The sequence below is a fragment of the Lysinibacillus sp. BNK-21 genome (genome assembly GCF_048684915.1).
Lineage (GTDB): Bacteria > Bacillota > Bacilli > Bacillales_A > Planococcaceae > Lysinibacillus > Lysinibacillus capsici.
Window position 1 is genome coordinate 2,482,810 of sequence record NZ_JBLQTS010000001.1, and the last position, 25,217, is coordinate 2,508,026.

The following is a 25,217-nucleotide window of genomic DNA, read 5'->3' on the forward strand; positions in this document are numbered from 1 at the left end:
GTGAATTGAGTTGAAAAATAAGCTGATTATCTATGTTTTATCACTCATTGTTTTCCTAATCGGAACCGTTGAGTACATTATCACAGGCGTTATTGAAATGATTGCCGTCGACTTTGGAGTAACGATTTCAGAAGCTGGGTTATTAGTGACTTTATTTGCCCTAGCAGCAGCCATTTTCGCTCCAATTCTCATTGCGCTCACGATCAATGTGGATCGCAAAAAGTTGCTTATGGCTACCGTTAGTGTGTTCATTATTAGTAACGGATTCATGTTTATCAGCTCTTCTTTTGAGTACGCACTAGGGATACGAATTATTCAAGGGGTTAGCGGAGGAATTGCTACAGTGGTAGCCATGGCAGTAGCTACTCGATTAGTTGAAAAAGAACGAAGAGGCCGTGCGATCGGCATCATTTTGATGGGACTAAGCAGTTCGCTCGTGCTGGGTGTTCCAATTGGCACATTTTTTAGCGAAATATTTGGATGGAGAGTTTTATTTATGTTGATCGGTTTATTAACTATTCTTCCACTGCTTATCATCTATAAAAAAATTCCAGTTATCAAGGAGGAAGAAGCTGTTACACTCAGGTCGCAGCTTTCGATTTTAAAAGATTCAAAAATTCTAACTGCCCTGGCGATTACTTTATTTTATGTCGGTGGCTACGCTACCCTATTTACTTATATTACGCCTTTCTTGCAAGCCACATCCCCTCTTTCTATGACCGAAATTAGTGGCATTCTATTTTTAGCTGGCATCTGTAGCTTTCTTGGCTCAAGAGTGGGCGGGCAATTGGCTGATGCAAAGGGTTCGCGTTTTACCATTTGTTTTGGATTGCTGTTACAAGCAGTAACGCTCCTCTTATTCGCACTAGCTGGTATCAATCTCTTTGTATTGATCTTGATTTTAATGATTTTTATGGTAGCAACTTGGAGTATTTCTCCTGCCCAGCAGCTCCTTCTTGTTACACTAGTACCTCGAAATCCAGACATTGCCCTAAGCATAAATACCTCCTTTATCCAATTCGGTTTTGCACTGGGGTCTGCATTAGGCGGGTTTGTCATCAGTCATACCTCTGTCCTAAATTTGAATTGGGTCGGTTTTGGTACTGTAAGCATGGCTTTATTCCTTGCTATCTGGCTATTCCAAAAATTGAATAGTAGAGTTGAAACCCCTATTATTACTAAAGTCAAATATTAATTTTTTTATCCTACCTTTATATTGAAAATGGCATATTCAATATAAAGGTAGCTCTTCTAAATATGTACTCTTGATTAAAAACATTTATATTTAAAAAATAACAGGTAAAAGCCCCGTTGGATATAGCTGTGGCAGTTTCCACATCAATACCATAGAGTGAGCAAAAGTTTCGGCTCTCTGCTATTCCTTCCTTTGTATCAGGCATAAACACATGAAATCCGCCTTTATTATGCAGCCTAGCATACTCCGTTATGGCATCAAAATCAGGCTTTAAAGCATACAGATTATTGTAGGGTTCCATCCCAAAGACCTGCGTAGTAGTTTTTGAAGAGGCTTGATAAACGTGCATAATCATCAAATGTTTTTCCTAGCTTAGGTTGATCGTTTAAACAATAAAAATCATTTAATATTCCTTTCTATAACGAAAAGGACTCGCACTTTTACTGACACAAAAGCACGAGTCCTTTTTGATGAAAGCTAAATACCAGCCTTTATTTTGTGTTGATTAAGATTGTTGCGTGAGCACGCCATCTTCCATACGGTATACATGGTCACAGAACTGTAGCATTCGTTCATCATGGGTTACCATTATGGCAGCTTTATTACGTTCTTTTGCTTCTTTGGCAAGAAGCTTTACGACTTCAAGTGCCCGTTTAGAGTCAAGGCTAGCAGTTGGTTCATCGGCTAAAATCACTTTTGAGTTATTCATGAATGCGCGTGCAATCGCAACACGTTGACGCTCACCACCTGATAATTCATTCGGCATTTTTTTACATTTATCACTTAAGCCAAGCTCTGTAAGTAGTTGCTTTGCAAACTCTTTATCATCTTTTGTCACTTTACCACCCATTTTTTTCACCAGTAGTAATTGATCAAGTACATTTAAGTAAGGTACTAAGTTAGATGTTTGTAAAATGAAACCAAGCTCTTTTAAACGGAAACTTGCTAATTGTTTTGCTGAAAGATGAACAATATTCCTGCCGTTAATTTCTAGAGTACCCTCTGACATCTGTAATAGAGCGCCTGCAATTGAAAGTAGTGTACTTTTACCCGAACCTGATGGACCGATAATGGCTACTAGCTCCCCAGCTTCTACTTCAAGTGTTGCTTGCTTTAATGCTTGGACAGTGCTAGCGCCTTCTTTATAGCTTTTAGAAACATTTTGTAATGATAATAGCGCCATTTATTCCACTCTCCCTAATGCTGTTAATGGATCGATTTTAACGATTTGACGTACAGAAACAATTGAACTTAATAATGCAATAATTAATAAAACAATCGCATAGGTAATGATTAAGGTCGGTTCTAAGTCAAATGGCATACCCTCTGGTAAAATTTTAGCCGTTAAGTATGTGAAGACGATACCAATAACGATACCTAATACTGATAGAATCGCTACTTGTGCAACAATTGCTTTACCGATGAAACCATTGCTAGCGCCAATTGCTTTCATGACACCAAATTGTTGTGTCTTTTGCATTGTAATGACGTAGAAAAATACAGCAATAATGAATGCAGAGATAACGATACAAAAAGCAAGCATCATCATAATAGTGCCGTTTTCTTCTTTATAACCAGGCATACCGTTGATTGCTGTTTTCTTTGTAACCGTTTCAACATCTTTTACGGCTTTATCGATAGGAGATGGATCTTCTAAGTTAGGAGCCTTTAGGAAGAAAGCTTGTACAGCCTTGTCCGTATCATTATCAGAGCCAGGAGCTGCATATTGATAATCACGCCAGTTTTCCAGTACTGTGAAAATAGCAGGTAAGTGATTATAGGTTTCTCCTTTTACATAACCTACCACTTCTAATTTCATGTCAGAGTTTGCTACTAGTAAAATATCACCAATCTTGTAGCCTGCTTCTTTTAACGTATCGTTAATAACAACACCTTTTTTGTTGTCGTATGATAATTTTTCACCCTCGATTACCTCTGGCATAAAAAATGCGTCTGGCTCAACGCCTAAAAATGCGACATCTTCCTTCGAATCTGCATCTTTTGACTTTGTTTTGCCGACTGCTATTGTAGAAGCGCCAAACGCAGCGACTTTATCTACATTTTTTTGTTTTTCTAAATCCTCTTGCAGATTTTCTGACAGGATCGATTTTGCGAATGTAGCCCCTGCTGTTTCTTCATAGACAACGTATTCTGCGTCGATATTTTTCAGTGTAGCGGCACTCAAAGTCGCTAAACCGTTGCCAAGTCCCGATAAAATGAACACGAGCCATGCGATTAAAATGATAATTGTGGTCATCATTACATAGCGGAACTTCGCATATTTTAATTCTTTTAGTGCTAAAAACATGATGTAGCCTCCATATTAGAAATAGAATTCATATGAGCAAAGATTGAATCCTGCTAAATATGAATTCTTTTTCATTATACACAAAAGTTACACATGTGTAACTAAAATAAGTGACATACTTGTTACTTATTTTGAAATACCATGTAAAATAAGCAGTTTGATCTCCTTTAAAAAGCTTTCTATAGGCATATTGAGATGGTTTGGCATGTCAATCAATTGAAAAATGAAGCTAAGCAAAATAAAGTTGTTACGATCTTCTGCAATTATCCCCTCTTCCTTACCCTGCTTAATTACTTGTTGAAGTGGTATGTAAAGTCCACCATGCATGTTATTTAATACTTCCTTTTTTTGCTTCACAACTAGCGATACGTCATTAATTTGTGAGGCGAATCCTAAAATTTGATGTAGGTCGCGCATATCAAACATACGAACAAGTAAGTCCTCAAGCTGTTGTTCAAATGATTGCGAAAAATTAACATTTGAAAGGTTCTCGATGCTTTTTTCCATTTGCCAAACCATAAATTGAATAATAAGTTCTTCTTTATTTGGATATTGTTTATAAATTGCGGCCCTTGATACGCCAATACTTTGTGCAAGCAAGCTCATTGTAAACCCTTGATATCCAACAGATAGCAAAAGCTGATGCGTATGATGCCAAAGGTCTTGTTCAGAAAATTTTTTATCTCGTCCCATATGATACCTCCAATATTCTACAATGCTAACATTGAGACAAAAAAAAAGCGAGTAACCTTTAAACATGCATGATGTTTGAGTAAATTGCGTTTTTGTTAGAGGTAATAACCATTCTATAGAAGGTGACGACTATTTCATTTTCCAATCCCAAAATTCTCCTTTGGTACTTATAACGTAAGAAAGATAAAGGAAAATTCCATTTCAAATCATCTGTGGTAAAAATAGAAATATACTGGTATATTATAGGTTATATTCTATTTATTTCATGAAGGATGGTGCGTTGATGGATAAAACACTGGAAGATTTACAAAAGGAAATGATCGTTGAAGTAAAAAAGGGATTTCCCATTTTACTTTCTGGTGCGGTTGTCTTTTTACTTTTTACTCTAATGCCCTTAGTTTTGCCAATCGAAGCAGTTCGTTTAAGTTGGATATTTGGCTTAGGTGCCATTTTCCCTATCGGTTTAGGTATTAGTAAAATTCTTGGGATTAATTTAAACGCTACTGGCAATCCTTTAGGGACGTTAGGAGGAATCGTTGCCGCTCCTCAAGCTTTTTACATACCTGTATTTATCATTGTGTATATGAACATACCTGAATATCTTCCCTTTACAATTGGTTTACTTGCAGGCTCTCATTTTCTGCCATACATATGGATTTATAAAAGTAAGGCTTATTTATTTGTGACTCTAGGCGTCTGCTTTTTTGCTCTGATTTTAGGTGGCTTCTTTGTCGATCAAGCCTTCACACTTGTACCTTTAGCCATTTCTATTGTGTATGGAATGGGCGTTCTTTTAATTCTAAGAGAACTTAAAGTCAATCCGATTTAATCACCTTCCTCTAGGTGATTTTTTTAATATTCCAGACCTCTTTTAATCTGAGAAAAAAGGATTCATTTCCTATCCCGTGCTTGTTCCTATACAATAAACCTATTAATAAATGAAAGGATGTATAGATGTGCTATTTCCATATCGTAATGATCTTAGGAAAACGTTAATACCTTACCTAAGCACACTTGATGAGACGTTTTGGTTTAAGACATCTGAGTTTTCCAAATAATGTAGCATGGATTATTTCTCATTTATCAAGTAGCGAAGACTATTGGGTGAATGAAATTGGACTTAAAAATCCTTGTATATTAAACCTTCACGATGATTGTTCGCCTAAGGAAATACTAGATAGCTATATTCAAATTAGAAATTATACGGATGACATTCTACATACATTAGACGAATCGCAGCTCAATGAAATAGTCGAGGTGCCAAAGTTTTCCGATGGTTGGACGCCACCTTCCGTCCCTACACTTAACTGGTTGTTTCATCATGTTTACTCACATGAAGCTTACCATGTTGGGCAAATCTCTGTTATCGCGCATCTTAGTGGATTGCCAAAGCCTTTATTTTAATAAAAGGCAACGTAATGAAAGGAACAGCTTTTTAAATGGAGGAACAGTAATTTGAAAAAATTTCGTGGGAAAAGGCGTTATTTCCGTAACTTATGGCGACAAATAACCACAGAGCTATCTATTGTAGACTTTGACGAAGAAGGTTGGTTTAATTTGTGGCACACTCACCTTGATTTTTACGGGTGCGGCAATGATGGTTTAAAGATAAGAAGAGAGCACATCAAAGCACATATAGCCCTATATAACCGCTTATCAGAAAGGCTCTCGACATTCGGAAAACCTTATCAAATATGGATGGAGTTTGTAGAGGAGGATGCTGGTTTGGATTCAGTTAATATCCATACACCTAATCCCGCTGAGGATAATTTCCCACTAACAATAGCAAATGTAGATTGGAATTGCCCTGTCCCCAAATTCCTTAAGGATTTAATCGACCTGAATGAGTGGAATGTAGGGCACTATAAGCAGGTGTCCACTAACAGCTATTTCATCCAGTCTAATTATAATGAAATAAAATTGTAAGGTCGGAAACCATTTGTGGGTTTCCGACCATTTCCTTTAATCCAGATATTCTTGAGCTAGTTGCTGATTTTTATAGATGGCCATACCCGTTTTCAATTTTCTAAAGCCCATTTTTGCATAAAACGGTTCATTCCCTGTTGTGGCGATTAACTGAATGCAGGATACCTCCCTTAACTGTGCGATCATATCCTCCAGAAGTAAACGTGCAATCCCTGTGCCTTGATAGGCTTGATGCACAACCACATCGTAAATGGCGGCATTAAATACGCCATCTGACAAAGCTCTAGCAAAGCCCACTATTTTTCCATCTACCACGGCGAAAACTTGATGTGTGCTTGCATCGAAAACTTGTTTGATAATCTGTTCATCATGTTTCATCCACCCTACAGATTGATAGACCTCCTTTATGGTTGGCAAATCCTTCTCTTCCATCTCGTATTGAAGTATTACCATTTTCATCCCCCTCTTTTTGCTTTCATGAAATCTCCCTATGAAAACGATGTGTATTCTATTATACTAATAAAAAATGACTTGAGGATGGTGGGATTATTATGATGTTTGCTCCATTATTTGAACAGGACGTACCAGCACTTCTTCTTCCTTAACGGTAGAAGCGCTTTTTCTCCGTTAAGGGCATAGGTATCTATGAAAACGGAGGAAAAAAACATGAGAAATCTAATAATCGGTGCCATCTTTTTATCGCTTGCTGCGAGTATTTGGGGTGCCATGTATGTAGTTGTTAAAGTAGTGGTGGAGGTTGTGCCACCATTAGAGCTTGTTTGGATGCGATATTTGATCGCGGTGATTGCACTCGGTATCATTGGGATCATGATGAGGCAATCCTGGAAAATAGCTAAAAAAGATTGGCTGATCATTTTTCTTGTTGGCCTTATTGGGAACACGATTTCAATTGTGACACAGGAAATGGGCACAATGCTATCCACCGCGCAGATGGGGGCAATTATTACTGCTACAACCCCTGCTTTTATGGTTGTCTTCGCCCGCTTGATTTTAAAAGAAAGCATTACGCTGAAAAAATGCTTGTCTATCGCTCTTGCCACGATTGGTGTCGGGATCGTTGTAGGCAATGGTCAAATCGATGTGACACAGCAATTAGGTGGACTCTATTTACTGCTTGCTGCCTTAACATGGGCATTGATGTCGGTATTCGTCAAAAAGGTACCAAGCCATTACTCACAAATTGTTGTCACAACCTATACATCTATGATTGCCGTGATGTTATTGACCCCTTTTGTCCTTCCAAGGCTAAAGAATTTAGATCTGGCAAGTGTTTTACAACCGACCATTTCAGGCGGCTTGCTTTACTTAGGCATTATTTCAACAGCTGGTGGTTTTTTATTGTGGAATAAAGGGCTTCAACTAATGAATGCGTCTAGTGGCGGCTTATTTTTCTTCTTTCAACCAATTGTTGGCACATTTTTAGGCTGGCTCTTATTGGGAGAGACGATTGGGCTTTCCTTTTGGATAGGCTCCCTATTAATTTTTAGTGGCGTTTTTATTGTCATTCGAGACGAATAAATCGAAGTGCGTTTCTATGTTAGATAGAGACGCACTTTTTATGTTGGCTCAGCTTATGGTCATTGAACGTCTTGTTGACACATATATTGCAAATGCCTAAAGGAGTTGATATTCTGAACATCTTTTTAGATAACTTAAAGGATTTTACTTTATTAATTTTTTTACTTGCTAGTATGATCTATTGTCGACAGCTAAAATTAACAAGGTGGCAACGAAAATTATCGATAGGTGAATGGAGCATGTACATCCTGCTCTCTATTGCCCTTCCCCTTTATGCAGTGCTTTATCTTGCTTTTCTTTTAGGAGCATAGGAAAATAAGACATCATAGGCTATTTTTGGAGGGATTTCATGTTTCAAACAATCGATCATTTTTTACAGTCTTGGGCATTTGAAGCCGCTGCTACGCAAAAATTACTTAATCACCTTACAGATGAATCGCTACATCAGGCAATCACTCCCGAAAACTGGACTTTAGGACGGGTTGCTTGGCACACGGTTACTGCAATTCGAATTATTACCTCGAATTCGAATTTAGCGTTTGAAGCCCCAGCAAAGGATTTTCCAGTTCCTACTTCTGCTCAGTTCATTGCAGATGGCTATCACCAAGCGAGTGAAGCCTTTGTGGAAGCGATACAATCGCAATGGACTGACAAGACAATGACTGAAACGATTGAATTTATTGGTCAACAAATGCCCAATGGTTCCCTGTTATTATTTTTACTACAGCATCAAAGTCATCATCGCGGTCAAATGACGGTTCTGATGCGTCAGGCTGGTTTAACTGTTCCAGGTATTTATGGTCCAGCGAAAGAGGAATGGGCTCAGTTTGGGTTGGAAGCTCCTCAAATGTAGCTAAGCTTGTGCCAAATAATAAAGAGGTTGTCTATTTTAAGACAACCTCTTTTATTTATTAACTATAAAGATGCTAGCCAGTTATTAGTATCAGCGATGGTTGGGTTAGCGAGGTAATGTCCGCCTTCAATTTGCAGTGTTTGGCCCGTCATAAATTTTGATTCGTCAGAGGCTAAAAATACAACTGCATGACCAATATCATCCGCTTCCCCATGATATGGTAGCGCATTAAATTTCGCATAAATGGCCAGCATTTCTTCTGGCATATTGTTTTTCGCGGCAGGTGTTAATATAAGACCTGGTGCAACCGCATTACAGCGGATATGATCCTTCCCAAATTGTGTGGCAATGTTTCTTGTCATATTCACCACACCTGCTTTTGTTGCACCATAGGCTGTACGTATTTGGTCACTGGCGAATGCAGCCATAGAAGCCGTATTAATAATTGAGCCCCCGCCCGCTTTTTGCATATGTGGAATGGCAAAACGACTTCCTAGTAATATGGATTTTAAATTCACATTGACTAAGCGGTCCCACTCATCTAAATCAATATTTAATATATCTAAATCTTTCTTCAGGTTAGTTAGACCAACATTATTAAAGAGCACCGTTAATGAGCCGTATCGTTCTACAGTGAAGTTCACGGCCGCTTCAATGGAGGAAGCATCCCCTGCATCAAGGAAAACGGCTGCTGCCTCATACCCATTATTGACTAAAGTTGCTGCTGCTTCTTTAGCACCCTCTACATTAAAATCAGCAATGACTACTTTTGCGCCCTCTTTTGCTAACAAGCTAGCTGCTGATAAACCAATACCAGAAGCTCCACCTGTCACTAATGCCACTTTATTTTTTACTCGATTCATCTTCAATTCCTCCTTCAAATTACACGAAAAAGAGCAAATCAGCTCTCCTGACGTAAAATAGTTTAACATTAAACTATTTATTTTTAAACTAATATCCACTTAGCATTTTTATAGCTCTACTGTAAACTTGCTAATTTTACAAAGATCATGAAGAGGGCATACATGATTCATTAAACATTCTCTATGTTCATAACGCAGTTAAATAGCATATTTTCAGGAAAAGAGTATACACTGCAAGATGGTAGTAAAGGGATTTATTTTGATATCTTCTTGGCATTTATAAAGATAGCACGAATCAGGAAACACCCAATCTATTCGTTCAAATAGCCAATTCGATAAAGTCAAATGAAGTCGCAACATTTATATATTTTCCTTCATCTATACAATGAATAAGTTGTTATGCTATAATACTTTAGAAAACCTCAAGGGGTATCAACCAATTCTGAGCTACAGTGATGCATATCGCTGTAGTTTTTTCTATGCTATAATTTCCTTAAACTTACATTACGAGGTGAGAATATGGAAACAAATACATATAGTTGTAAAGCCTGTGGCAGTCAATCTTTTTCTGAAGGGAAATTAGATGGCTATGCTGCTTTAAGACCCGTGAATACCATCTTTTCCTCAGGTTCACCCCTTATTTTCACTGTCTGTACCCAATGTGGAGAAATTGCCTCTATTAAAGCCACAAAACCTGAAAAGTTTAAGTAAAAAAAGAGAGCATCATTTCAATAATGAAATTTGCTCTCTTGCTTTATGTTTCTTTATTATTCTTCTTTCTCCATTGATACGGCTTTTTGGACCAATTCCACATCCAAACAAAGAAATAGATGATGACCATTGTGATGACCATCATCGTCACATTTTCTCCCCATGCAATCGGCTCATGCTTCCTCCATTGATTCATTGTTCTAACAATGAAGTACAAAAAAGGATAAATAAAATAACCTACTTGATCCCGTCGCATTCAAACACGCCTCCTTATAGAAAAGATGAGTTTCCCTACTCACCAATCATTGTCGCAAGCTTCATCATCGTTTTCCAATTGCGAGCTGTAGCGGGCACCTCTAGCTTAGGCAGTTGTTGACTAAGCTTGGCATTGCGAATGCTATCGTGAAATAACAGATAGACATCTCTCCCCTTGATAATGCAGCGCTCTTTTTCACTTACATATTGTAATAACTTAGCTCCGTTCTCTTCAGTTGGAACTGTTGAAAGTAGTGCAACATGGAGACTTTCCCCTGTAGCTGTAGCACTTGCATCTGCTAAGTCTTGTTCTGAGAAAGGACAATTGTTCACAATAGAGCGGAATTCTTCAGCTGTACGGATAATTACTGTACTCGTGATAGTGAAGGTACTTTGGATGGTCTCTTGAATTTGCTGTTGCAAAAATTCTTCTGATTCACTCGATTCAAACAGGATATTGCCACTTTGAATATATGTCCGAATGTTTTGGAGCCCCAGTGGTTGCAGCGCGTCTCTCAATTCAGCCATTTTTAATTTATTGTGCCCACCTACATTAATACCTCTTAAAAGTGCTACGTATTTAGTCATTCGCTTCCACCTTTCCTGTTATCTATAGTATAGCAAGAGTTAGGGAATAATAGGAAAAAACTGCACCCTTTGACGGAAGGTGCAGCTTGATTGATTATATTAAACGGTAGATGTCGTCTATTAAACGATCCACATTTTCTTTGGTCGTAGCCCAGCTTGTGCAAAAGCGCACAACCGTATGGGTATCATCGTATGCTTCCCAAATGGAGAAGGAATATTTTTCTTCTAACGTTGGAAGTAGATGGTTTGGTAAAATTGGAAATTGCTGATTCGTTTTTGAATCATAGCGCATTGCGAAGCCTTTATCGAGAAATGCCTGTCGTATCATCATTGCCATATCTACCGCATGATGCGAAATATCCATATAGAGCGTATCTTCAAATAGCGTTTCGAACTGAATGCCTAATAATCGACCTTTGGCAAGTAGCCCTCCTCTTTGCTTAATCATGTAGCGGAAATCCTTTTGGTACGCAGGATTCACGATGATGACTGCTTCTCCAAACAATGCACCCATTTTAGTACCACCAATATAAAATACATCACAAAGCTGAGCCATGTCAGCGAGAGATAAATCACTGTCTTGTGCCACTAGACCATAGCCTAAACGAGCACCATCTATAAACAGTGGTAAGTCACAGTTTCGGCAAACTTCACGTAAGGCTGTTAATTCTGCCTTACTATAGGTCGTGCCATTTTCTGTAGGGTGTGATATGTACACTAAGCCTGGCTGCACCATATGCTCATGAGTGCTATCCAGCCAGTGCGCATCATAGCAGGCTTTCACCTGTGCCGCAGTTAGTTTGCCATCATCGCTAGGTAATGTCAGTACCTTATGACCCGTTGCCTCAATAGCTCCTGTTTCATGCACCGCAATATGCCCTGTACTCGCAGCAATGACACCCTGATGAGGACGCAAAATAGATGCTATCACGGTTGTATTCGTTTGTGTACCACCAACTAAAAAGTGAATGTCTGCCTGCTCCGCTGCAATCGCTTTTTTTATATAGGCTCTTGCTTTTTCGGAATGCTCATCCATACCATACCCTGGAGATTGTTCTTCATTTGTAGCCACTAACCGCTGCAAAATTTGTGGATGGGCACCTTCTGCATAATCATTTTCGAATCGAATCATATCAACTACTACCTCCAAATTCTCTCTATCTATTCCTCTATCTTACGCCTGTTGCTTCATTTTCGCTATATCTTAAAGAACAGTTCACAACTTCTCTAGTAACAATAGTTACTAGTGGTGAGGTGATGAAATTTTACATATGTACTTCGGAAGAGATCGGTGCAAAACAGACCTCCTCCGCTTTTGATCACGTTATAAAAAATTTGCTCTTAGTTCGATTACTTTGAATCCTCGTAAGCCAATTTACTAGCAATATCTCCATAATTCAGAATGGGCCACCTTCATTCCCCACCGGAGCCACAGGATGAGTCACTCGTAGTAGCACTAGAATCAGCACAATGTTGGCTGTCCTGGGAGGAAAGATATGCATCATTTGTTGAAAATTCGTTAGTGGAATGGATATGGTGATTGTGCTCATGTGATTTGCTGTGATTTTTATTTGCATTACTGACGATGCCTATAACAACGACAACTCCAACAAATACGATAAATAAAATCATTTATTCCAGCTCCTTTCATTCATTCTATAAATTGTAACATTAAATCAATGCTCGGTAGTACAGTTCTATGTAAAAGTGGCTATAGATAAAATAACACCACAATCGGAAATGATTGTGGTGTTTACGTTATGATTGCGATTTGCGTGTGGCAGATTTTTTTGAACGATTTCCTTCGCTCGAATTTTTCTTTTGCTCTTGTGTTAAAGCATTTTCTTCGCGCACATCTAAATCATCTGGACTTAAATCTGTCGCTAATTCCGCCAACTCTGACTGACGTTTATATTGCTTGCCCTTTGTCAAAATGATCACCTCCAAGTAGTATTACATTGCCCTATTTGGTTTGATCTATTCCCGCGACGGTATGAAATGATTATTTCTAGCTAAACTAATTGCACCATCTGCTGGTTCAAAAGATGGTGATAAGCTTGTAAATCTTGCTCATATAAACGCTGATAGGTCGCTAGGCTATGCTGTTTGATATAGTCAAAGTCCTTTTCAGGAACTAAGTGATGTGTATGGTTAAGCATCCATGCATTTTCCCAAGCCGTTTGCTCAAATTGAATATTCATTTCATGTTCTTCAATCAGCATGGCTAGTAGTTGTTCCTGACGATATATTTCTTTTAAGGCATGTTGCTTTTTCATCGTAAAGATTTCAATTGTACGTGGAAGTGACGCCTGTAATGCTTGTCGATCCACTGCATGACCTAGCTCATGAAGGGTCATTGTTTTGACATAAATTTCAAGAGAAGTTGGAAGCATTAGTTCATTTCTTGCCTCTACTAATCGTTTCGCATCAAATCCTACATAATCCCCAATAAAGTTATAGCTCATATTAATACCTGAATCATCTTGTTTTATCTTGACCGTCATGTTCACAGCCTTCACGACGGATTGAATTACCTGAAATAGTTCTTTATCTATAAGTTGTGTCATTCTCTCTATCCTCATTTCCTCTAAAAACAAATAGAAGCGGATTAAATATATACTACAATTAGGAGAAATTCAACAAATTTATCCTGTGGATTGAGAGGAACTTAACAACAAAAAAGGCGCCTGTAGTTTAAAACTACAAACGCCCTGTGTGTGAAGGGTTTCAAGCTATTTAAAAGTGATTAGTTATTGTTGTTATTTCGACGATTTTGATTGCTGTTGGAGTTGTTACTACGCTGTTTACTGCGTGCTTCTCCACCTTTACGTCCTATTTCTTCATAAAAATCGTCGTCGTGCTTTTCAGAGGTAGCTTCTCCGCCTTTGCGGCCAATTTCTTCATAAAATTCTTCGCCGTGGTTTTCAGCCGTAGCTTCTCCACCTTTGCGGCCAATTTCTTGATAAAATTCATGTCCATGATTTTTAGACGTAGCCTCGCCGCCTTTACGTCCTATTTCTTCATAAAAATCACGGTCATGATTTCTGGAGGTAGCTTCTCCGCCTTTACGTCCCGCTTCTTCGACAGTCATGTTTTCATTGTTGTTTCTGTTGCGATTGTTTTGCTTGTTAGCCATTTCTATTCCTCCTAAATATTTTTTTGAGCTTTTTACTAGCTCGCTATTTATATTCCCAGTCAAAACACATCTAAACATATTTTTTTAAAAAATTGATTTTCTTATTGTAATAGAATACTGTTAGGAGCTGATTGTTAACAAGCCCATCAATCATATACATGTACCCTTTCCAATATAATACTAATCTATAGTATGTCAGCGATGATGAAAGAAGGGTGATGGAAAAATGACGACGCTCACAAAGCCATCTATTGGTTTAACACAATTTACAGACTTCACAATGAAGGGAAGTGCAGCAAAGACAAAGTTTGTGAAGGATATAAAATATCAGGGAGAGTACCATCCAATAAAAGATTATTGGAAAGCCTTGCGTGATGGATTAAAAAAATACCATGAACATTGTTTTAATGATACCTATTTACTCGACATCGTGGATAATGCCCTTCCTGCACGCCAGAAAAATTACCAAGAAGCCGTTAAAGCCTATATAAGATTCTTAAAAAATAAAAACGTACAGTGGTTTGAACCAGGTAAGGCGAATTGGTATTGTGACGATTTAATTGTGCGTTCCAATCCTGAGCTCGGTTTAATCATTGACGATGTGCCCTATTTAATTAAGCTGTATTTTAAAGGAAAAAATGAGCGCATCGATAAACATAAATGTCGATCTGCCCTCACTCTTCTAAAAGACTCCCACTATGCGATTGAACATCCAGACTCTGTTAAACATGCCATTTTAAACGTGCAAAAAGGTCGCTTGATTACAGATGATGATTCAACAGACTATCATCAAATTGCCCTCGAATCGGATGCAGCTCAATTTATGTTTATTTGGAATAGGCTCTAGCTAATTGGAAATAGGTACTTCCTTCTATATAAAATGACTGACAAAAATATATTCAGATATGATATTTTATATTCTAATATGATATGCTTTTATTCCATTACAAAAAGACATTCTTTATAGGATAATAAAAATAATCTAGAAAACAGAAAAAAAGGAAGTGCTATTATGAATGCTGAATTAGTGATGCAGGAGCTAGAGGCTCTTGGCAAAGAACGGACGAAAAAAATATATATGTCAAATGGCGCCCATGAGCCGTTATTTGGTGTGGCAACAGGTGCCATGAAGCCTATTGCGAAGAAAATTAAAATCGATCAGGCTCTAGCAGAAGAGCTTTATGCTACTGGCAACTATGATGCGATGTACTTTGCTGGCATCATAGCAGATCCAAAAGCCATGACTGTGGAAGATTTTAATCGATGGATGGAGGCAGCTTATTTTTATATGCTGTCGGATTATGTAGTAGCGGTTACTTTAGCAGAGGCACCGATTGCTCAGGAGGTGGCGGATGCGTGGATTGCCAGTGGTGAGGAACTGAAAATGTCTGCGGGCTGGAGCTGCTATTGCTGGCTATTAGGGAATCGCAAGGATAGCGAATTTTCCGAGAGCAAGCTGGCTAACATGCTGGATGTTGTGAAAAATACCATCCACGACGTACCCGAACGTACAAAATCGGCCATGAATAATTTTTTATACACAGTGGCTATTTCCTATGTGCCGCTCCACGAACAAGCAGTAGCAACCACACAAGCGATTGGTCCTGTAGAAATGAAGCGAGACAACAAGAAAAGCACACAGCTAAATGCTTATGAAACAATTCAAAAGGAAATAGAGCGAGGCAGAATTGGCTTTAAACGTAAATATGTAAGATGTTAATCATCCCACTTAAAAGGCATCTATCCTATAAGGATGGATGTCTTTTGAAAAGAAAAAAATCAATGAATAATAATATATTTTTATTGAAAATCGATAAATTTTATTTTAAAATCAATATATCATTACCAGTGAGGTGTATTGTATGAAACATAAAAAGGGGTCAACCATTTTCCTAAAGAGTGTGATTATGCTGCTAGGTATCCCTGTATTAGCTTTAGGACTATTTTGGCTACCTGGGATAGCCAGTAGAGATGCAGCGGCACATCCCGAATCCTCCTATTTGTCTTATCTTTTTTTACTCTATGTGTATGCACTATGCATTCCCTATTACACGGCGTTGTATAAGGCCTATCGCCTCTTAACGAACATCGACCAGCATAAAGCGTTCTCCAAATCATCTGTACGGGCTTTGAGAACGATCAAAAATTGTGCTCTCACTATTGTAGCCGGCCTTGTGCTAGGTATTACATCAATTATGATAATGTTTACTGGCAAGGAAGATATTACAGGAATTATTACGCTGACACTTATCAGCATCTTTGTAACCAGTACGATTGCAACCTTTGCAGCCGTTCTGCATCGACTGCTCCAAAAAGCCATTGATCTCCAAAACGAAAATCAATTAACCGTATAACAAAATGGCACTACCAATCTTGACTGGTAGTGCCTTTTAATGGGTTAAAACTAATTTCCTATAAAAACATATCAAAATTCTCTTTTCAATAGTATAATAATTACATATTTTGATAATTGGAGGATTTATATGAAGAAATTGGTTTTGTTGATGGCGATGCTTACATTATTTTTCACCACAGCCTCTATTGCGAGCGCACATCCAGGGCGTTTAGATAGCAATGGCGGTCACAACTGTTCTGACAAATCAAAGGCTAAAGGGCTTTGTTCTGGCTATCATTATCATAATGGCAATGGTGGCAATGATGCAGGGTCTTCTTCAGGCGGTCAAAGTTATTCTGCGCCAACACCTAAAGCAACTGTAGCACCTGTATTAACGAAGGTTGCTGTCTATTTAAATGACGTGAAGCAAAATTATACGCCTAGCGCTTATATGAAAAATGGCACAACCTTAGTGCCAATGAAGGCAATCTTTGAATCTCTTGGGGCAACGGTTAGCTATGATAATGCAACGAAAAAAGTAACGGCAACAAAGGACAGTAAAAAAATTGTGATTGGTGTGGGGAATAAAACGGCTTATGTTGATACAAATGGTTCTGCATCAACAATCACACTCAGCCATCCTGCTGAAATATATCAAGGTACAACAATGGTGCCTTTACGCTTTGTCAGTCAAGCACTTGGCGCAAATGTAACATTTGATGAGGCAGCACTTGTTGTTTATATCTCAACTAAATAATGGACAAGTCTTAAGCAGTATGCTCCTACAAGGTGCTGCTTTTTTTATTGTTTCTTAAAGTTAAAATCATACTTCTTGTTGATTTTACCAGCAATCGTTTCTAGAAATAAAGCCACTGTCATATTCTCGACTTCATTTGTATACCATGCTAGCTTTGCACCATAGTTCTTTTTATTATAATTCACTTCTAATGGCCAGAAATTTTTTGTTTTATACGTATAATCAAATTTTACATAGAGTTGCTTACCATCGGGACATTCCATCACCACCTGGTATAATGGATTTTTTCTTTCTTGTTCAAATTTTACTTTTCTTATTTTGGTTAACATCAAAACCCCTCCTCTCTTCTACTACATTCGACAAAATTTTGAAAAAACCTTTATTCAATGAAAAAGGATAAAGCTCGTGATGACATAGGAGCTTTATCCTACACAATTAGTTGGCTATAAATTTGTCGTAATAGCGTTTCAGCATGGTCGCCATTTGCTCTCTTGTTAAGGCGCCTGCTGGATTCATGTTCTTACTTCCATCGCCTCGGATAATGCCTTCGCTAATAGCCCACTCCCAAGCCTCTTTATGGGCTGCTCCCACTTCTCTGCTTGTTTGTAAACTAGCTTTTTCAGCTAGTAAGCTTTTCAACGTTTCTATTTCTTGTTTTAGCTCATTATATTGTGACACTGTTAATCCCTCCTCAAGCCCATTTTTAATATCTTGCTGGAACTGTGCTTCTGTAATCCCCATACTTTTTAAATAGTCAAAAGGATCTTTGTGCGTAGTGCCTCCTAGATTTTCCGCAATCCATCGATGTGACTTAATGCCGTTGCCGCTACCATCTAAAACAGTCGGAATCCCTGCCTCTATCGCAAGCTTACGTAACAGCCAAATATAAGCCGCATAGTCCTTTTTAAATTGTTCCTTATCAGCAGTCCGTGCCAATTCCACCTGGGCATAGCTATACGGATTTCCCTTTGGTCCACAGCCATATTGCACGCGATTGACTGGGGCTACTTGTACGATTCTTCCACCACCGCCTACCCAGTGAGAAACAAAGGCATTGGCTTTATTTCGATTCATATAGGCAATTTCGTTTTCCAATGCATTTGGACCTGTATTGCTGCCATTACCTGATTCATGCGCCACAACGTATTTGACTGCCGTTAGCGCTTGATTCGGTAGCCCTGACATCATCTGTTTTTCAATAACATAACTCATGTTGCACCGTCCTTTCCTATTATTTTTAGCGACTGACGCTATGTTATTCTTTTCTTCTTTTTGGGTTTTTTAGGGTAAACAACAGATAATTAGAGGTTCCTTTTGAGGCTTATTAGCTTCTTTTCGCGCTTAAGGCTACTGCGATCGTTTCACCTCTCTTTCCTCGAAGCTATGAAGTGTGAATGTCACAAGGACATCCACTTACTATTAGTAAATGCGCGCACAAAAGTGTTTTCTAGTTAGTTGTGCTCTTTTACTATTTTTTCATTATGATTTTATAACCTCTTTTCTCGCTTCCAAGCATTGACAAAGTATTGTTTTCTGTAGTATTTTAGTTCTTCTAAAATATTGAAAGCGAGGAAAGAAAGTGTGCAGGCAGTAGAGATTATTCGTCAATTACCAAGCTTAAACGGCTTTACACAGCTAGTGAAAATTAACAAAGGCTATTCACCTGATAGCAAGTATCTGGTAACAGTTGGTGAAACGCGCTATTTGGTGCGCTTGTCAGATCTAGCACATCATGACAAACGTGCAGTAGAGTTTTCCTTGCTCCAAGAGTTAGCAAAGCAGGGTGTAAGAACACATAAAGCCGTTGACTATACCTTGTTTCAGGAAGCCAACGTATCCGCAATGGTCGTTAGCTTTTTAGAAGAAACACCAGCAGATGAAATTATTCAGGAACTTTCTGACTCTGAGCAATTCCACCTTGGTCTTGCGGCGGGGAAAGAATTGAGAAAAATACATCAAGTGAGCCCTCCGCAAATAATTCATTGGGAGACAACACAGCTCAAAAAGTTTTCTACCTATTTGAAGGCATACCAACAAGATGCCTATCAACTTCCACAAGAAGCTAAACTATTGCGCTTTATTGAAACGCACTTACCACTGTTAAAGCAACGCCCCATCACCCTGCTTCATGATGATTTTCATCTCGGTCACATTATTTGTAAAGGACATACTTACAATGGGGTGATAGATTTTAATGGCTATGATGTGGGCGATCCTTATCATGACTTTTATAATCTTGCCTTGTTTAGTAGACGACAAAGTATCCCCTATTGTATTGGGCAGATTGATGGCTATTTTTCATCTTCACCAGACGATATGTTTTGGCAGTTATATGCCCTCTATGCAGCCATGACTGTCTTTTCAACCATTGTTTGGACTCGTCACTATGACCCACGCTCCTTTGACGATGCGTTGGAAAGAATTCACATGATTTTACAGGATCATGATAACTTTTCATCGATTAAGCCTTTATGGTATGCGGAGAATTTATTCACTCCGTAAGAGGGCTAAAATTTTTTGTCGTTCTGCTGCAAAATCAATTGTTGGCTGAAATTCTTGTTCCTGATCACCACGCTGCTGAAACCACTGCGGAATGATTTCCCGTCGTCTAGCTTTAGAATGTGATGACACTTGCTGCTTGTGGGCTTGAAAACGCTGCTGGTCGATAGCAATATCTGCAAGACTCTTTATGTTCTGATGGCACCAATTTTGTAAGATGCTCTCTACATACCGCCAGCGTAAAACATTATGCTCCACCGCTAGCTTCATCGCATAGATGACCATGTCCTCTGAAAAAATAGTGAGCCAGTGACGAATTTTACTAGCAATATAGGCTGTTTGTTTGCCAAAGCCTTGTTGCACATAAAAGTGGTAGGCAGTGTTAGTAGACTCCTTATCATCTTTATCTTTTAGTAATTGATTATTTAGTAAATTATTATTTAGTAGTGTGGGCTTTTCCGTCGATGGTACGACCGTTGACGAATTTCCCGTTGACGGTATAGCAGCACGTTTTGATGCTTCATAGACGAAAAATTCTACCCTACCGAACTTGCCGTCTTTTCCTCGTTCCTGTACTTTTTGAAGATAGCCCGCCTCTATGAGTTCGTCCAAAATTTTGGCTGTCGCTTCCCGCCCACATTTACTACGTATTGCTAAATCTGCAAGACTAAATGACCAATCATCTGGCAAAGACAGCATATAGGCAAGCAGACCCTTTGCTTTCCAGCTTAATTGCTCATCATTTAAAAATGCTTTATCCAAAACCACATAATTCTCCTTTTTGGCTACTCGATAAATCATGACGATCCCTCTTTCCATCTAATGTCCTTTCTAACTATATAAAGAAAATTTTTAAAAATGGGACATAAAAAAAGAACATGCCATGAAGCATGCTCTTTTAAGCAGGTGAAAAAATTTTTTTAGCGAATTCCTATAATAACAAGCGAAAGGTGGTAGAAAGAATGAATTTTGTAACGTCCCCTCTTACCAAGAAGGTGAATAATGTTTTTATTCATGTCCGAGATTTACGTCAATCAGCAGAATGGTATAGCCAACTTCTTGGTCTGCCCTTTTGTGAAGAGAAGGTAGTTTCGCCTGTCTACAATTTACCCATTTCCTCTGAGACGGGAATTACCTTAGACGATCACACATTTGATCCTGGCTTTCAGTTACAGCCGTCCAAGCATGTGTTGTTTAATTTCTACACAAACAATATTGACGATGCCTATCAGTCTATGCAAGACAAGGGCATTCCGATTGTTCGGCCTATAGAACGTTTTGATGACTTTGCTTACTTCAACATTCAAGATTTAGATGGAAATATAATCATGATCTGTAATGGGTAATGCAAGCAGCAGAAGCAAACAATTGCTTCTGCTGTTTGTTATTCATAAAGCTCTTTATAGACAATGACTTTTAAAGCTGCAATCTCTTCATCGGATAATTTGCCTTCCACCATTTGTAGAGCTTCTTCCTGCGTCATCGAGCCGTCCTGCAATTTTACACGCATGTCGTTCAAATCGGTAATGCCCACTTTTTGAATTAAGACTTTCGTTGCCTCTTCTTTTGTCGTAAACGGTAATGTACTGCTATCGACCGTTTTCGCCTCTTCCATATAGGCTTTTAATTGTGGGTCATTTTCAATGGTATTTTTGATTTCTTCCTTTTGTCCGCTATTTTCTAATTCTGTCGACAAGGTATCTACAATTTTTTCAGAGGCAAATTTTGTGCCGAAATGTAGTACACCATACCCCACTACACCAACAAATATAGCAATTACCACTAGAAATTTAATCAATCTCAACTACGCTCACTCCTTTATACACGTTCATCATACTATATGGAGCGGTTGTTGAGAAACAATTCTCCCTAGAAATTATGTAAAAAAACCCCATCTTTGTAGATGAGGCTTATTTAACGTATTTCAAATACTTCCGCACAAATTCAACAATGTAGAGAACTTCCTCTTCCGTCATCGTTAGCAGCTTGCAAACACGTTGTAGTCTAGCAGGTAATGCTAATTGCTGACGTACCTGATGAATATACATATATTTGCATTTCCGCGGATTTACTTTGTCTCGTATTTGCTTATATCGTAGGTATGCATAGCGGGCAAAGGCGTTGAGCATCTCCCGCTCCTGCTCATCACGCTCCCTCTTTTTAGCAGCCTCATCAATGATGTCCGTGTCAAATATCTGTGTACCATCTGTTAATTGCATAGTACCACCTCTCTATTGCAAATGTACTCCTCTCTATTAAATGCAACAAAAAAAGCCACACCTAGGGTAGATGTGACACTTTTTATGATTTTTATATGTAATGATTGGTGGATAGAATTCTAAATGTGACGGATACAATGTCTAATTTTACGGATACAATGCTCATTTTGATGGATAGAATCGCTTAGAATGGATTGCTCATTTCAAATCGGTGGATAGAATGCTAAATGTGACGGATACAATGTCTAATTTTACGGATACAATGCTCATTTTGATGGATAGAATCGCTTAGAATGGATTGCTCATTTCAAATCGGTGGATAGAATGCTAAATGTGACGGATATACTGTCTAATTTGGCGGATACAATGCTCATTTTGATGGATAGAAATGCTTAGAATGGATTGCTCATGCAAATCGGTGGATTGAATGCTAAATGTGACGGATACAATGGCTAATCTGACGGATACATCGCTTATTTTGTTGGATAGAAATGCTTAGAATGGATTGCTCATTCAAATCGGTGGATAGAATTCTATATTTGACGGATATACTGTCTAATCTGACGGATACAATGCTCATTTTGATGGATAGAAATGCTTAGAATGGATTGCTCATGTAAATCGGTGGATTGAATGCTAAATGTGACGGATACAATGTCTAATCTGGCGGATACAATGCTTATTTTGATGGATAGAAATGCTTAGAATGGATTGCTCATTTCAAATCGGTGGATAGAATGCTAAATGACGGATATACTGTCTAATCTGACGGATACAACGCTCATTTTGATGGATAGAATCGCTTAGAATAGATTGCTCATGCAAATCGGTGGATTGAATGCTAAATGTGTTGAATGCAAGGCTTATTCTTAATTGATGGCTGCTATTAGCTTCATAGATAATACACAAAGATTGCTACGATAATGTTTGGTATTGCTAATAGTAACGCATTATTCATGAGAAGATTGCGTTCGTTTCTGTCTTCATTGGTTTCTGTTGCGAAATTGGCGCGCATTCTATCTCCGCTTGCGATGGCTCCTGACAATAACATGGCAGAAACGATGAAAATTCCACCGAGTAGCCCTGAAAGCAAATGGGCTTTCTCTGTACCCCATATGAGAATGGAGCATATAACACCTAGAATGGACAAGATGGTGCCAATGCCTATATACTTCATTTTCAGCCCCCCTTCGTTTATTATACGGCTAACCGCTCTTTTTCGTCTCAATAAATCCCTATGTACCTATACAAAATTTTTCCTTTTCCAGTAAAATAACTATAAGGAGGGAGGCTATGCAAATGAAAGACAAAATAAGAGCATTAACGAAAATGACCTTAGATGATTTAGTACATAATAGATATGAGGAACTTCAACAGGAGAAGATATTAACAGAGGATACTGCTATATTTCTGCAGGAGGTTTTCGCCTTGCAAGGTACCTTAACATGGCCGCTGGATGAAGCTTCCGTAGCTATTGATGTGTATGAAATGAATGACCAAAGTTGCTTTACAACAGAAATTCGCTATTTATGGTTTGATGATGAAGAAAGTGCTGTGGTTCTTTTTTGCAAGGCCTATACAAATACAGATCAAACGGAGATCACTGCTTTCATGATTGATACGGTTGATGCCTAGTATAGTATCCGCGCCAAACGTTCATAGTAAGTATGGTGTGAAACTCACGCCTAATCATACGACGGAGGGATCAAATTATGAATGGAATTCGTGAAGGTTTAATCCCCACTATACTCGGGTCAGCTGTTACGGCGGCAGGCTATGCAATGAAGCAAAAACATGGCTCTAACAAAATGGTGGCCAATACGATTTTTGGCTTTGGCTTAGCACACATTGTGTTAGGTGCGATTGACCTGGTAGAGCATCGTCGTTAACGAGAGAAGGGCACGCTATGTGCTCTTCTTTTTTGTATTTTTTTCTATTAAATGCTAACATTGTCATAAAAGCTTAAGGAGTACAGTGATGGCGACAATTGAAGATTTTATAGCACTTGATATACGAATCGGCACGGTATTAGAGGCTGAGGAACTGCCAAAGGCTCGGGTTCCCGCGATTAAAATGAAAATTGATTTTGGTGAAGAATTGGGCATTAAACAGTCTTCCGCACAAATTACGAAGCGTTATACACCCGAAGTCATTATTGGGAAGCAAGTAGTGGCGATTGTTAATTTCCCGCCACGTCGCGTTGCGGGTTTTAAGTCAGAGGTATTAGTCATTGGTGGTGTACCTGTGGAGGGAGATGTAATCCTGTTAACGCCCGATCAGCAGCTGCCCAATGGAACGAAAATACAGTAAAAGCCTCTCGCATTATGCAAGAGGCTTCTTTTTCTGAAGTGGTATCCAGATTTCACTTGTAAAGGTTGGTGAGGAAAAATCCGTGCTTGTATGGCGCACGATTTCTGGACCAGCAACCTGTTCATAGCCAGATGATGGGAACCACTCCGCATAAATGCGCCCCCATGTTTCCTGCAGTGTTTGTGGGAATGGTCCAACCGCTTGAAAGACAGCCCACGTACAAGCGGGTACATCCAACTGTGAAAAATGGTGAGACGTTTCGGTTGTGGCTACGCCGATATAATGATCAAGCTCGCCCTTTTCCTCCATTCTGCCCTCAGAAAAGTTTGTGGAGGCTTGGATGATTCCTGTTGGTTCTAGATTCGACAGCTTTTTTAGTTGCCCAATATCCTCCATTGTTAATGCACGTGCCATTTCAGTTATCGCTTGATTTTCTCCTTGAAAGACGATAGGTACTCTTTTCATAAGACCCACGATGTGAAACGCTTCTTTTTGTTCGAGTCGGTAATTCATTTCACAACCTCCTTGTATGGTAAGTTGGAAGGTCATTCGTGGAAACGCTTTTAGGTGCTGACCATTTTGCCTCGCCTCCGATGGTGTGATGCCATGCATTTGCTGAAAGGCTCTTGTAAATGCATCTGCAGAGCGATAGCCATAACGAATCGCGATATCGAGAATTCTCATAGATGAATCTGATAGTTCCAGTGCGGCAAGCGTCAGACGCCTACGACGAATATACTCTGATAGCGAGATGCCTGCTAGAAAGGAAAACATACGTTTAAAATGGTATTCCGAGCAATAAGCTAATCTCGCAGCTTCTTGCACATCAATTTCCTCTGTTAGATTGGCCTCGATATACGTAATCGCCTTATTCAACCTTGTTAAAGAATCCACTTCTTTCACCTTCCTTATCTTTACTTTAGCAGGAATAGTAGCCCTTCATCCGACAATTGGTGCCCCATTTAGTCGCCTTCCAAAAAATAATCTATCGAGCAGGCAGATAACTAGCTTTTGAAGCTACTTTCACATA

Annotated in this window: 36 protein-coding genes; 16 read left to right on the forward strand and 20 right to left on the reverse strand. The window is 38.8% G+C overall.

Annotated features, from left to right (window positions below; translation table 11 throughout):
- Positions 1–10 precede the first annotated feature (10 nt).
- The gene (locus ACMGGO_RS12665) at positions 11–1,195 is read left to right on the forward strand and encodes an MFS transporter (protein ID WP_115673753.1); all 1,185 of its coding nucleotides are present in this window, start codon (positions 11–13) and stop codon (positions 1,193–1,195) included.
- A 16-nt stretch (positions 1,196–1,211) separates the two neighbouring features.
- Here the strand turns inward: ACMGGO_RS12665 and ACMGGO_RS12670 are convergent, their stop codons facing one another.
- The 4 genes from ACMGGO_RS12670 to ACMGGO_RS12685 all read right to left on the reverse strand — a co-directional run bounded on the left by ACMGGO_RS12670 (position 1,212) and on the right by ACMGGO_RS12685 (position 4,196).
- Positions 1,212–1,550, reverse strand: coding sequence for a hypothetical protein (locus tag ACMGGO_RS12670; RefSeq protein WP_374806119.1), 339 nt, complete (start codon positions 1,548–1,550; stop codon positions 1,212–1,214).
- A 150-nt stretch (positions 1,551–1,700) separates the two neighbouring features.
- On the reverse strand, positions 1,701–2,378 hold the full coding sequence (locus tag ACMGGO_RS12675; protein ID WP_281116120.1) for an ABC transporter ATP-binding protein: 678 nt from the start codon (positions 2,376–2,378) through the stop codon (positions 1,701–1,703).
- The gene (locus ACMGGO_RS12680) at positions 2,379–3,503 is read right to left on the reverse strand and encodes an ABC transporter permease (protein WP_374806120.1); all 1,125 of its coding nucleotides are present in this window, start codon (positions 3,501–3,503) and stop codon (positions 2,379–2,381) included.
- 126 nt (positions 3,504–3,629) lie between these two features.
- Positions 3,630–4,196 (reverse strand): TetR/AcrR family transcriptional regulator, encoded by a 567-nt coding sequence (locus ACMGGO_RS12685; RefSeq protein WP_048393822.1) that lies wholly within the window; start codon positions 4,194–4,196, stop codon positions 3,630–3,632.
- 283 nt (positions 4,197–4,479) lie between these two features.
- On the opposite strand from ACMGGO_RS12685, the gene ACMGGO_RS12690 reads away from it, so the two are divergent.
- From ACMGGO_RS12690 to ACMGGO_RS12700, 3 genes are all read left to right on the forward strand, one after another.
- Positions 4,480–5,025: a DUF7010 family protein gene (locus ACMGGO_RS12690; RefSeq protein WP_279494758.1), complete on the forward strand. Its 546-nt coding sequence runs from the start codon at positions 4,480–4,482 to the stop codon at positions 5,023–5,025.
- Between the two features lie 188 nt (positions 5,026–5,213).
- Positions 5,214–5,600 (forward strand): DinB family protein, encoded by a 387-nt coding sequence (locus ACMGGO_RS12695; protein ID WP_420281941.1) that lies wholly within the window; start codon positions 5,214–5,216, stop codon positions 5,598–5,600.
- A gap of 51 nt (positions 5,601–5,651) precedes the next feature.
- On the forward strand, positions 5,652–6,122 hold the full coding sequence (locus ACMGGO_RS12700) for a hypothetical protein (protein ID WP_269898593.1): 471 nt from the start codon (positions 5,652–5,654) through the stop codon (positions 6,120–6,122).
- A 36-nt stretch (positions 6,123–6,158) separates the two neighbouring features.
- On the opposite strand, the gene ACMGGO_RS12705 is transcribed toward ACMGGO_RS12700, so the two are convergent.
- A complete protein-coding gene (locus ACMGGO_RS12705) occupies positions 6,159–6,575 on the reverse strand; it encodes a GNAT family N-acetyltransferase (protein ID WP_048393829.1) in 417 nt (138 codons plus the stop codon).
- Positions 6,576–6,788: 213 nt separating this feature from the next.
- On the opposite strand from ACMGGO_RS12705, the gene ACMGGO_RS12710 reads away from it, so the two are divergent.
- The gene (locus tag ACMGGO_RS12710) at positions 6,789–7,661 is read left to right on the forward strand and encodes a DMT family transporter (RefSeq protein WP_103117973.1); all 873 of its coding nucleotides are present in this window, start codon (positions 6,789–6,791) and stop codon (positions 7,659–7,661) included.
- Positions 7,662–8,010: 349 nt separating this feature from the next.
- Positions 8,011–8,514 carry a DinB family protein gene (locus ACMGGO_RS12715; RefSeq protein WP_048393832.1) on the forward strand — a complete coding sequence of 168 codons (504 nt, stop codon included), beginning with the start codon at positions 8,011–8,013 and terminating at the stop codon, positions 8,512–8,514.
- 62 nt (positions 8,515–8,576) lie between these two features.
- Here ACMGGO_RS12715 and ACMGGO_RS12720 read toward each other — a convergent pair whose 3' ends face one another.
- A complete protein-coding gene (locus ACMGGO_RS12720) occupies positions 8,577–9,377 on the reverse strand; it encodes an SDR family NAD(P)-dependent oxidoreductase (RefSeq protein WP_048393834.1) in 801 nt (266 codons plus the stop codon).
- Positions 9,378–9,896: 519 nt separating this feature from the next.
- Here ACMGGO_RS12720 and ACMGGO_RS12725 point away from each other — a divergent pair.
- Complete coding sequence (locus ACMGGO_RS12725; RefSeq protein WP_048393836.1) at positions 9,897–10,088, forward strand: hypothetical protein; 192 nt, start codon at positions 9,897–9,899, stop codon at positions 10,086–10,088.
- Between the two features lie 43 nt (positions 10,089–10,131).
- Here the strand turns inward: ACMGGO_RS12725 and ACMGGO_RS12730 are convergent, their stop codons facing one another.
- The 7 genes from ACMGGO_RS12730 to ACMGGO_RS12760 form a co-directional block, all read right to left on the reverse strand.
- Positions 10,132–10,344 carry a hypothetical protein gene (locus tag ACMGGO_RS12730; protein ID WP_048393837.1) on the reverse strand — a complete coding sequence of 71 codons (213 nt, stop codon included), beginning with the start codon at positions 10,342–10,344 and terminating at the stop codon, positions 10,132–10,134.
- Between the two features lie 35 nt (positions 10,345–10,379).
- Entirely contained in the window at positions 10,380–10,931 is a 552-nt protein-coding gene (locus tag ACMGGO_RS12735; protein WP_103117972.1) for a DUF1697 domain-containing protein, read from the reverse strand.
- Between the two features lie 94 nt (positions 10,932–11,025).
- Positions 11,026–12,063 carry a threonine aldolase family protein gene (locus ACMGGO_RS12740; protein ID WP_374806121.1) on the reverse strand — a complete coding sequence of 346 codons (1,038 nt, stop codon included), beginning with the start codon at positions 12,061–12,063 and terminating at the stop codon, positions 11,026–11,028.
- A 281-nt stretch (positions 12,064–12,344) separates the two neighbouring features.
- Complete coding sequence (locus tag ACMGGO_RS12745; protein WP_115673747.1) at positions 12,345–12,563, reverse strand: hypothetical protein; 219 nt, start codon at positions 12,561–12,563, stop codon at positions 12,345–12,347.
- A gap of 126 nt (positions 12,564–12,689) precedes the next feature.
- On the reverse strand, positions 12,690–12,872 hold the full coding sequence (locus ACMGGO_RS12750) for a hypothetical protein (protein ID WP_227744851.1): 183 nt from the start codon (positions 12,870–12,872) through the stop codon (positions 12,690–12,692).
- A 71-nt stretch (positions 12,873–12,943) separates the two neighbouring features.
- Positions 12,944–13,498 (reverse strand): integrase, encoded by a 555-nt coding sequence (locus ACMGGO_RS12755; protein WP_404804036.1) that lies wholly within the window; start codon positions 13,496–13,498, stop codon positions 12,944–12,946.
- Positions 13,499–13,677: 179 nt separating this feature from the next.
- Entirely contained in the window at positions 13,678–14,067 is a 390-nt protein-coding gene (locus tag ACMGGO_RS12760) for a KGG domain-containing protein (RefSeq protein ID WP_259949122.1), read from the reverse strand.
- Between the two features lie 226 nt (positions 14,068–14,293).
- Between ACMGGO_RS12760 and ACMGGO_RS12765 the strand changes: the two genes are divergently transcribed.
- The 4 genes from ACMGGO_RS12765 to ACMGGO_RS12780 all read left to right on the forward strand — a co-directional run bounded on the left by ACMGGO_RS12765 (position 14,294) and on the right by ACMGGO_RS12780 (position 17,159).
- Positions 14,294–14,914, forward strand: a complete 621-nt coding sequence (locus ACMGGO_RS12765; protein ID WP_259949120.1) for a hypothetical protein — start codon at positions 14,294–14,296, stop codon at positions 14,912–14,914.
- Positions 14,915–15,079: 165 nt separating this feature from the next.
- Positions 15,080–15,787, forward strand: coding sequence for a DNA alkylation repair protein (locus ACMGGO_RS12770; RefSeq protein ID WP_259949118.1), 708 nt, complete (start codon positions 15,080–15,082; stop codon positions 15,785–15,787).
- A gap of 142 nt (positions 15,788–15,929) precedes the next feature.
- Positions 15,930–16,421, forward strand: a complete 492-nt coding sequence (locus ACMGGO_RS12775; protein WP_054549411.1) for a DUF2975 domain-containing protein — start codon at positions 15,930–15,932, stop codon at positions 16,419–16,421.
- Positions 16,422–16,550: 129 nt separating this feature from the next.
- Positions 16,551–17,159 carry a copper amine oxidase N-terminal domain-containing protein gene (locus tag ACMGGO_RS12780; RefSeq protein WP_048393853.1) on the forward strand — a complete coding sequence of 203 codons (609 nt, stop codon included), beginning with the start codon at positions 16,551–16,553 and terminating at the stop codon, positions 17,157–17,159.
- A 44-nt stretch (positions 17,160–17,203) separates the two neighbouring features.
- Here the strand turns inward: ACMGGO_RS12780 and ACMGGO_RS12785 are convergent, their stop codons facing one another.
- Together ACMGGO_RS12785 and ACMGGO_RS12790 are read right to left on the reverse strand one after the other, a co-directional pair.
- Entirely contained in the window at positions 17,204–17,488 is a 285-nt protein-coding gene (locus ACMGGO_RS12785; RefSeq protein WP_048393855.1) for a hypothetical protein, read from the reverse strand.
- A 106-nt stretch (positions 17,489–17,594) separates the two neighbouring features.
- A complete protein-coding gene (locus ACMGGO_RS12790; RefSeq protein WP_048393857.1) occupies positions 17,595–18,371 on the reverse strand; it encodes an N-acetylmuramoyl-L-alanine amidase in 777 nt (258 codons plus the stop codon).
- Between the two features lie 369 nt (positions 18,372–18,740).
- On the opposite strand from ACMGGO_RS12790, the gene ACMGGO_RS12795 reads away from it, so the two are divergent.
- Entirely contained in the window at positions 18,741–19,661 is a 921-nt protein-coding gene (locus ACMGGO_RS12795; RefSeq protein WP_374806124.1) for a phosphotransferase family protein, read from the forward strand.
- On the opposite strand, the gene ACMGGO_RS12800 is transcribed toward ACMGGO_RS12795, so the two are convergent.
- Positions 19,647–20,459, reverse strand: a complete 813-nt coding sequence (locus tag ACMGGO_RS12800; RefSeq protein WP_048393860.1) for a DnaD domain protein — start codon at positions 20,457–20,459, stop codon at positions 19,647–19,649. The two genes, ACMGGO_RS12795 and ACMGGO_RS12800, sit on opposite strands and share 15 nt — an antisense overlap.
- Positions 20,460–20,620: 161 nt before the next feature.
- Here ACMGGO_RS12800 and ACMGGO_RS12805 point away from each other — a divergent pair, with 161 nt between their 5' ends.
- On the forward strand, positions 20,621–21,004 hold the full coding sequence (locus ACMGGO_RS12805) for a VOC family protein (protein WP_066038485.1): 384 nt from the start codon (positions 20,621–20,623) through the stop codon (positions 21,002–21,004).
- 38 nt (positions 21,005–21,042) lie between these two features.
- Here ACMGGO_RS12805 and ACMGGO_RS12810 read toward each other — a convergent pair whose 3' ends face one another.
- From ACMGGO_RS12810 to ACMGGO_RS12820, 3 genes are all read right to left on the reverse strand, one after another.
- Entirely contained in the window at positions 21,043–21,462 is a 420-nt protein-coding gene (locus ACMGGO_RS12810; RefSeq protein WP_048393864.1) for a hypothetical protein, read from the reverse strand.
- A gap of 106 nt (positions 21,463–21,568) precedes the next feature.
- Entirely contained in the window at positions 21,569–21,877 is a 309-nt protein-coding gene (locus ACMGGO_RS12815) for a hypothetical protein (protein WP_004228634.1), read from the reverse strand.
- A gap of 892 nt (positions 21,878–22,769) precedes the next feature.
- Complete coding sequence (locus tag ACMGGO_RS12820) at positions 22,770–23,054, reverse strand: DUF5316 domain-containing protein (protein ID WP_048393866.1); 285 nt, start codon at positions 23,052–23,054, stop codon at positions 22,770–22,772.
- Positions 23,055–23,170: 116 nt separating this feature from the next.
- Here ACMGGO_RS12820 and ACMGGO_RS12825 point away from each other — a divergent pair, with 116 nt between their 5' ends.
- The 3 genes from ACMGGO_RS12825 (at position 23,171) to csaA (ending at position 24,187) form a co-directional block, all read left to right on the forward strand.
- Complete coding sequence (locus tag ACMGGO_RS12825; protein ID WP_420281942.1) at positions 23,171–23,512, forward strand: DUF7668 domain-containing protein; 342 nt, start codon at positions 23,171–23,173, stop codon at positions 23,510–23,512.
- A gap of 77 nt (positions 23,513–23,589) precedes the next feature.
- Entirely contained in the window at positions 23,590–23,766 is a 177-nt protein-coding gene (locus tag ACMGGO_RS12830) for a hypothetical protein (protein ID WP_004228639.1), read from the forward strand.
- An 88-nt stretch (positions 23,767–23,854) separates the two neighbouring features.
- Positions 23,855–24,187 (forward strand): chaperone CsaA, encoded by a 333-nt coding sequence (gene csaA / locus ACMGGO_RS12835; protein ID WP_004228641.1) that lies wholly within the window; start codon positions 23,855–23,857, stop codon positions 24,185–24,187.
- A 12-nt stretch (positions 24,188–24,199) separates the two neighbouring features.
- Here csaA and ACMGGO_RS12840 read toward each other — a convergent pair whose 3' ends face one another.
- Positions 24,200–25,081, reverse strand: coding sequence for an AraC family transcriptional regulator (locus ACMGGO_RS12840; protein ID WP_420281943.1), 882 nt, complete (start codon positions 25,079–25,081; stop codon positions 24,200–24,202).
- Between the last annotated feature and the right edge of the window lie 136 nt (positions 25,082–25,217).

What these genes read in the sequence shown, in the direction of transcription:
- ACMGGO_RS12770 (WP_259949118.1), top strand. Translation starts at nt 15,080, where the DNA reads ATGAATGCTGAATTAGTGATGCAGGAGCTAGAGGCTCTTGGCAAAGAA.
- ACMGGO_RS12705 (WP_048393829.1), bottom strand. Translation starts at nt 6,575, where the DNA reads ATGGTAATACTTCAATACGAGATGGAAGAGAAGGATTTGCCAACCATA.
- ACMGGO_RS12695 (WP_420281941.1), top strand. Translation starts at nt 5,214, where the DNA reads ATGAGACGTTTTGGTTTAAGACATCTGAGTTTTCCAAATAATGTAGCA.
- ACMGGO_RS12730 (WP_048393837.1), bottom strand. Translation starts at nt 10,344, where the DNA reads ATGCGACGGGATCAAGTAGGTTATTTTATTTATCCTTTTTTGTACTTC.
- ACMGGO_RS12710 (WP_103117973.1), top strand. Translation starts at nt 6,789, where the DNA reads ATGAGAAATCTAATAATCGGTGCCATCTTTTTATCGCTTGCTGCGAGT.
- ACMGGO_RS12720 (WP_048393834.1), bottom strand. Translation starts at nt 9,377, where the DNA reads ATGAATCGAGTAAAAAATAAAGTGGCATTAGTGACAGGTGGAGCTTCT.
- ACMGGO_RS12790 (WP_048393857.1), bottom strand. Translation starts at nt 18,371, where the DNA reads ATGAGTTATGTTATTGAAAAACAGATGATGTCAGGGCTACCGAATCAA.
- ACMGGO_RS12830 (WP_004228639.1), top strand. Translation starts at nt 23,590, where the DNA reads ATGAATGGAATTCGTGAAGGTTTAATCCCCACTATACTCGGGTCAGCT.
- ACMGGO_RS12765 (WP_259949120.1), top strand. Translation starts at nt 14,294, where the DNA reads ATGACGACGCTCACAAAGCCATCTATTGGTTTAACACAATTTACAGAC.
- ACMGGO_RS12690 (WP_279494758.1), top strand. Translation starts at nt 4,480, where the DNA reads ATGGATAAAACACTGGAAGATTTACAAAAGGAAATGATCGTTGAAGTA.
- ACMGGO_RS12800 (WP_048393860.1), bottom strand. Translation starts at nt 20,459, where the DNA reads ATGATTTATCGAGTAGCCAAAAAGGAGAATTATGTGGTTTTGGATAAA.
- ACMGGO_RS12725 (WP_048393836.1), top strand. Translation starts at nt 9,897, where the DNA reads ATGGAAACAAATACATATAGTTGTAAAGCCTGTGGCAGTCAATCTTTT.
- ACMGGO_RS12740 (WP_374806121.1), bottom strand. Translation starts at nt 12,063, where the DNA reads ATGATTCGATTCGAAAATGATTATGCAGAAGGTGCCCATCCACAAATT.
- ACMGGO_RS12675 (WP_281116120.1), bottom strand. Translation starts at nt 2,378, where the DNA reads ATGGCGCTATTATCATTACAAAATGTTTCTAAAAGCTATAAAGAAGGC.
- ACMGGO_RS12785 (WP_048393855.1), bottom strand. Translation starts at nt 17,488, where the DNA reads ATGTTAACCAAAATAAGAAAAGTAAAATTTGAACAAGAAAGAAAAAAT.
- ACMGGO_RS12820 (WP_048393866.1), bottom strand. Translation starts at nt 23,054, where the DNA reads ATGAAGTATATAGGCATTGGCACCATCTTGTCCATTCTAGGTGTTATA.
- ACMGGO_RS12825 (WP_420281942.1), top strand. Translation starts at nt 23,171, where the DNA reads ATGCAAATGAAAGACAAAATAAGAGCATTAACGAAAATGACCTTAGAT.
- ACMGGO_RS12745 (WP_115673747.1), bottom strand. Translation starts at nt 12,563, where the DNA reads ATGATTTTATTTATCGTATTTGTTGGAGTTGTCGTTGTTATAGGCATC.
- ACMGGO_RS12670 (WP_374806119.1), bottom strand. Translation starts at nt 1,550, where the DNA reads ATGATTATGCACGTTTATCAAGCCTCTTCAAAAACTACTACGCAGGTC.
- ACMGGO_RS12780 (WP_048393853.1), top strand. Translation starts at nt 16,551, where the DNA reads ATGAAGAAATTGGTTTTGTTGATGGCGATGCTTACATTATTTTTCACC.
- ACMGGO_RS12775 (WP_054549411.1), top strand. Translation starts at nt 15,930, where the DNA reads ATGAAACATAAAAAGGGGTCAACCATTTTCCTAAAGAGTGTGATTATG.
- ACMGGO_RS12760 (WP_259949122.1), bottom strand. Translation starts at nt 14,067, where the DNA reads ATGGCTAACAAGCAAAACAATCGCAACAGAAACAACAATGAAAACATG.
- ACMGGO_RS12815 (WP_004228634.1), bottom strand. Translation starts at nt 21,877, where the DNA reads ATGCAATTAACAGATGGTACACAGATATTTGACACGGACATCATTGAT.
- ACMGGO_RS12680 (WP_374806120.1), bottom strand. Translation starts at nt 3,503, where the DNA reads ATGTTTTTAGCACTAAAAGAATTAAAATATGCGAAGTTCCGCTATGTA.
- csaA (WP_004228641.1), top strand. Translation starts at nt 23,855, where the DNA reads ATGGCGACAATTGAAGATTTTATAGCACTTGATATACGAATCGGCACG.
- ACMGGO_RS12735 (WP_103117972.1), bottom strand. Translation starts at nt 10,931, where the DNA reads ATGACTAAATACGTAGCACTTTTAAGAGGTATTAATGTAGGTGGGCAC.
- ACMGGO_RS12755 (WP_404804036.1), bottom strand. Translation starts at nt 13,498, where the DNA reads ATGACACAACTTATAGATAAAGAACTATTTCAGGTAATTCAATCCGTC.
- ACMGGO_RS12685 (WP_048393822.1), bottom strand. Translation starts at nt 4,196, where the DNA reads ATGGGACGAGATAAAAAATTTTCTGAACAAGACCTTTGGCATCATACG.
- ACMGGO_RS12715 (WP_048393832.1), top strand. Translation starts at nt 8,011, where the DNA reads ATGTTTCAAACAATCGATCATTTTTTACAGTCTTGGGCATTTGAAGCC.
- ACMGGO_RS12805 (WP_066038485.1), top strand. Translation starts at nt 20,621, where the DNA reads ATGAATTTTGTAACGTCCCCTCTTACCAAGAAGGTGAATAATGTTTTT.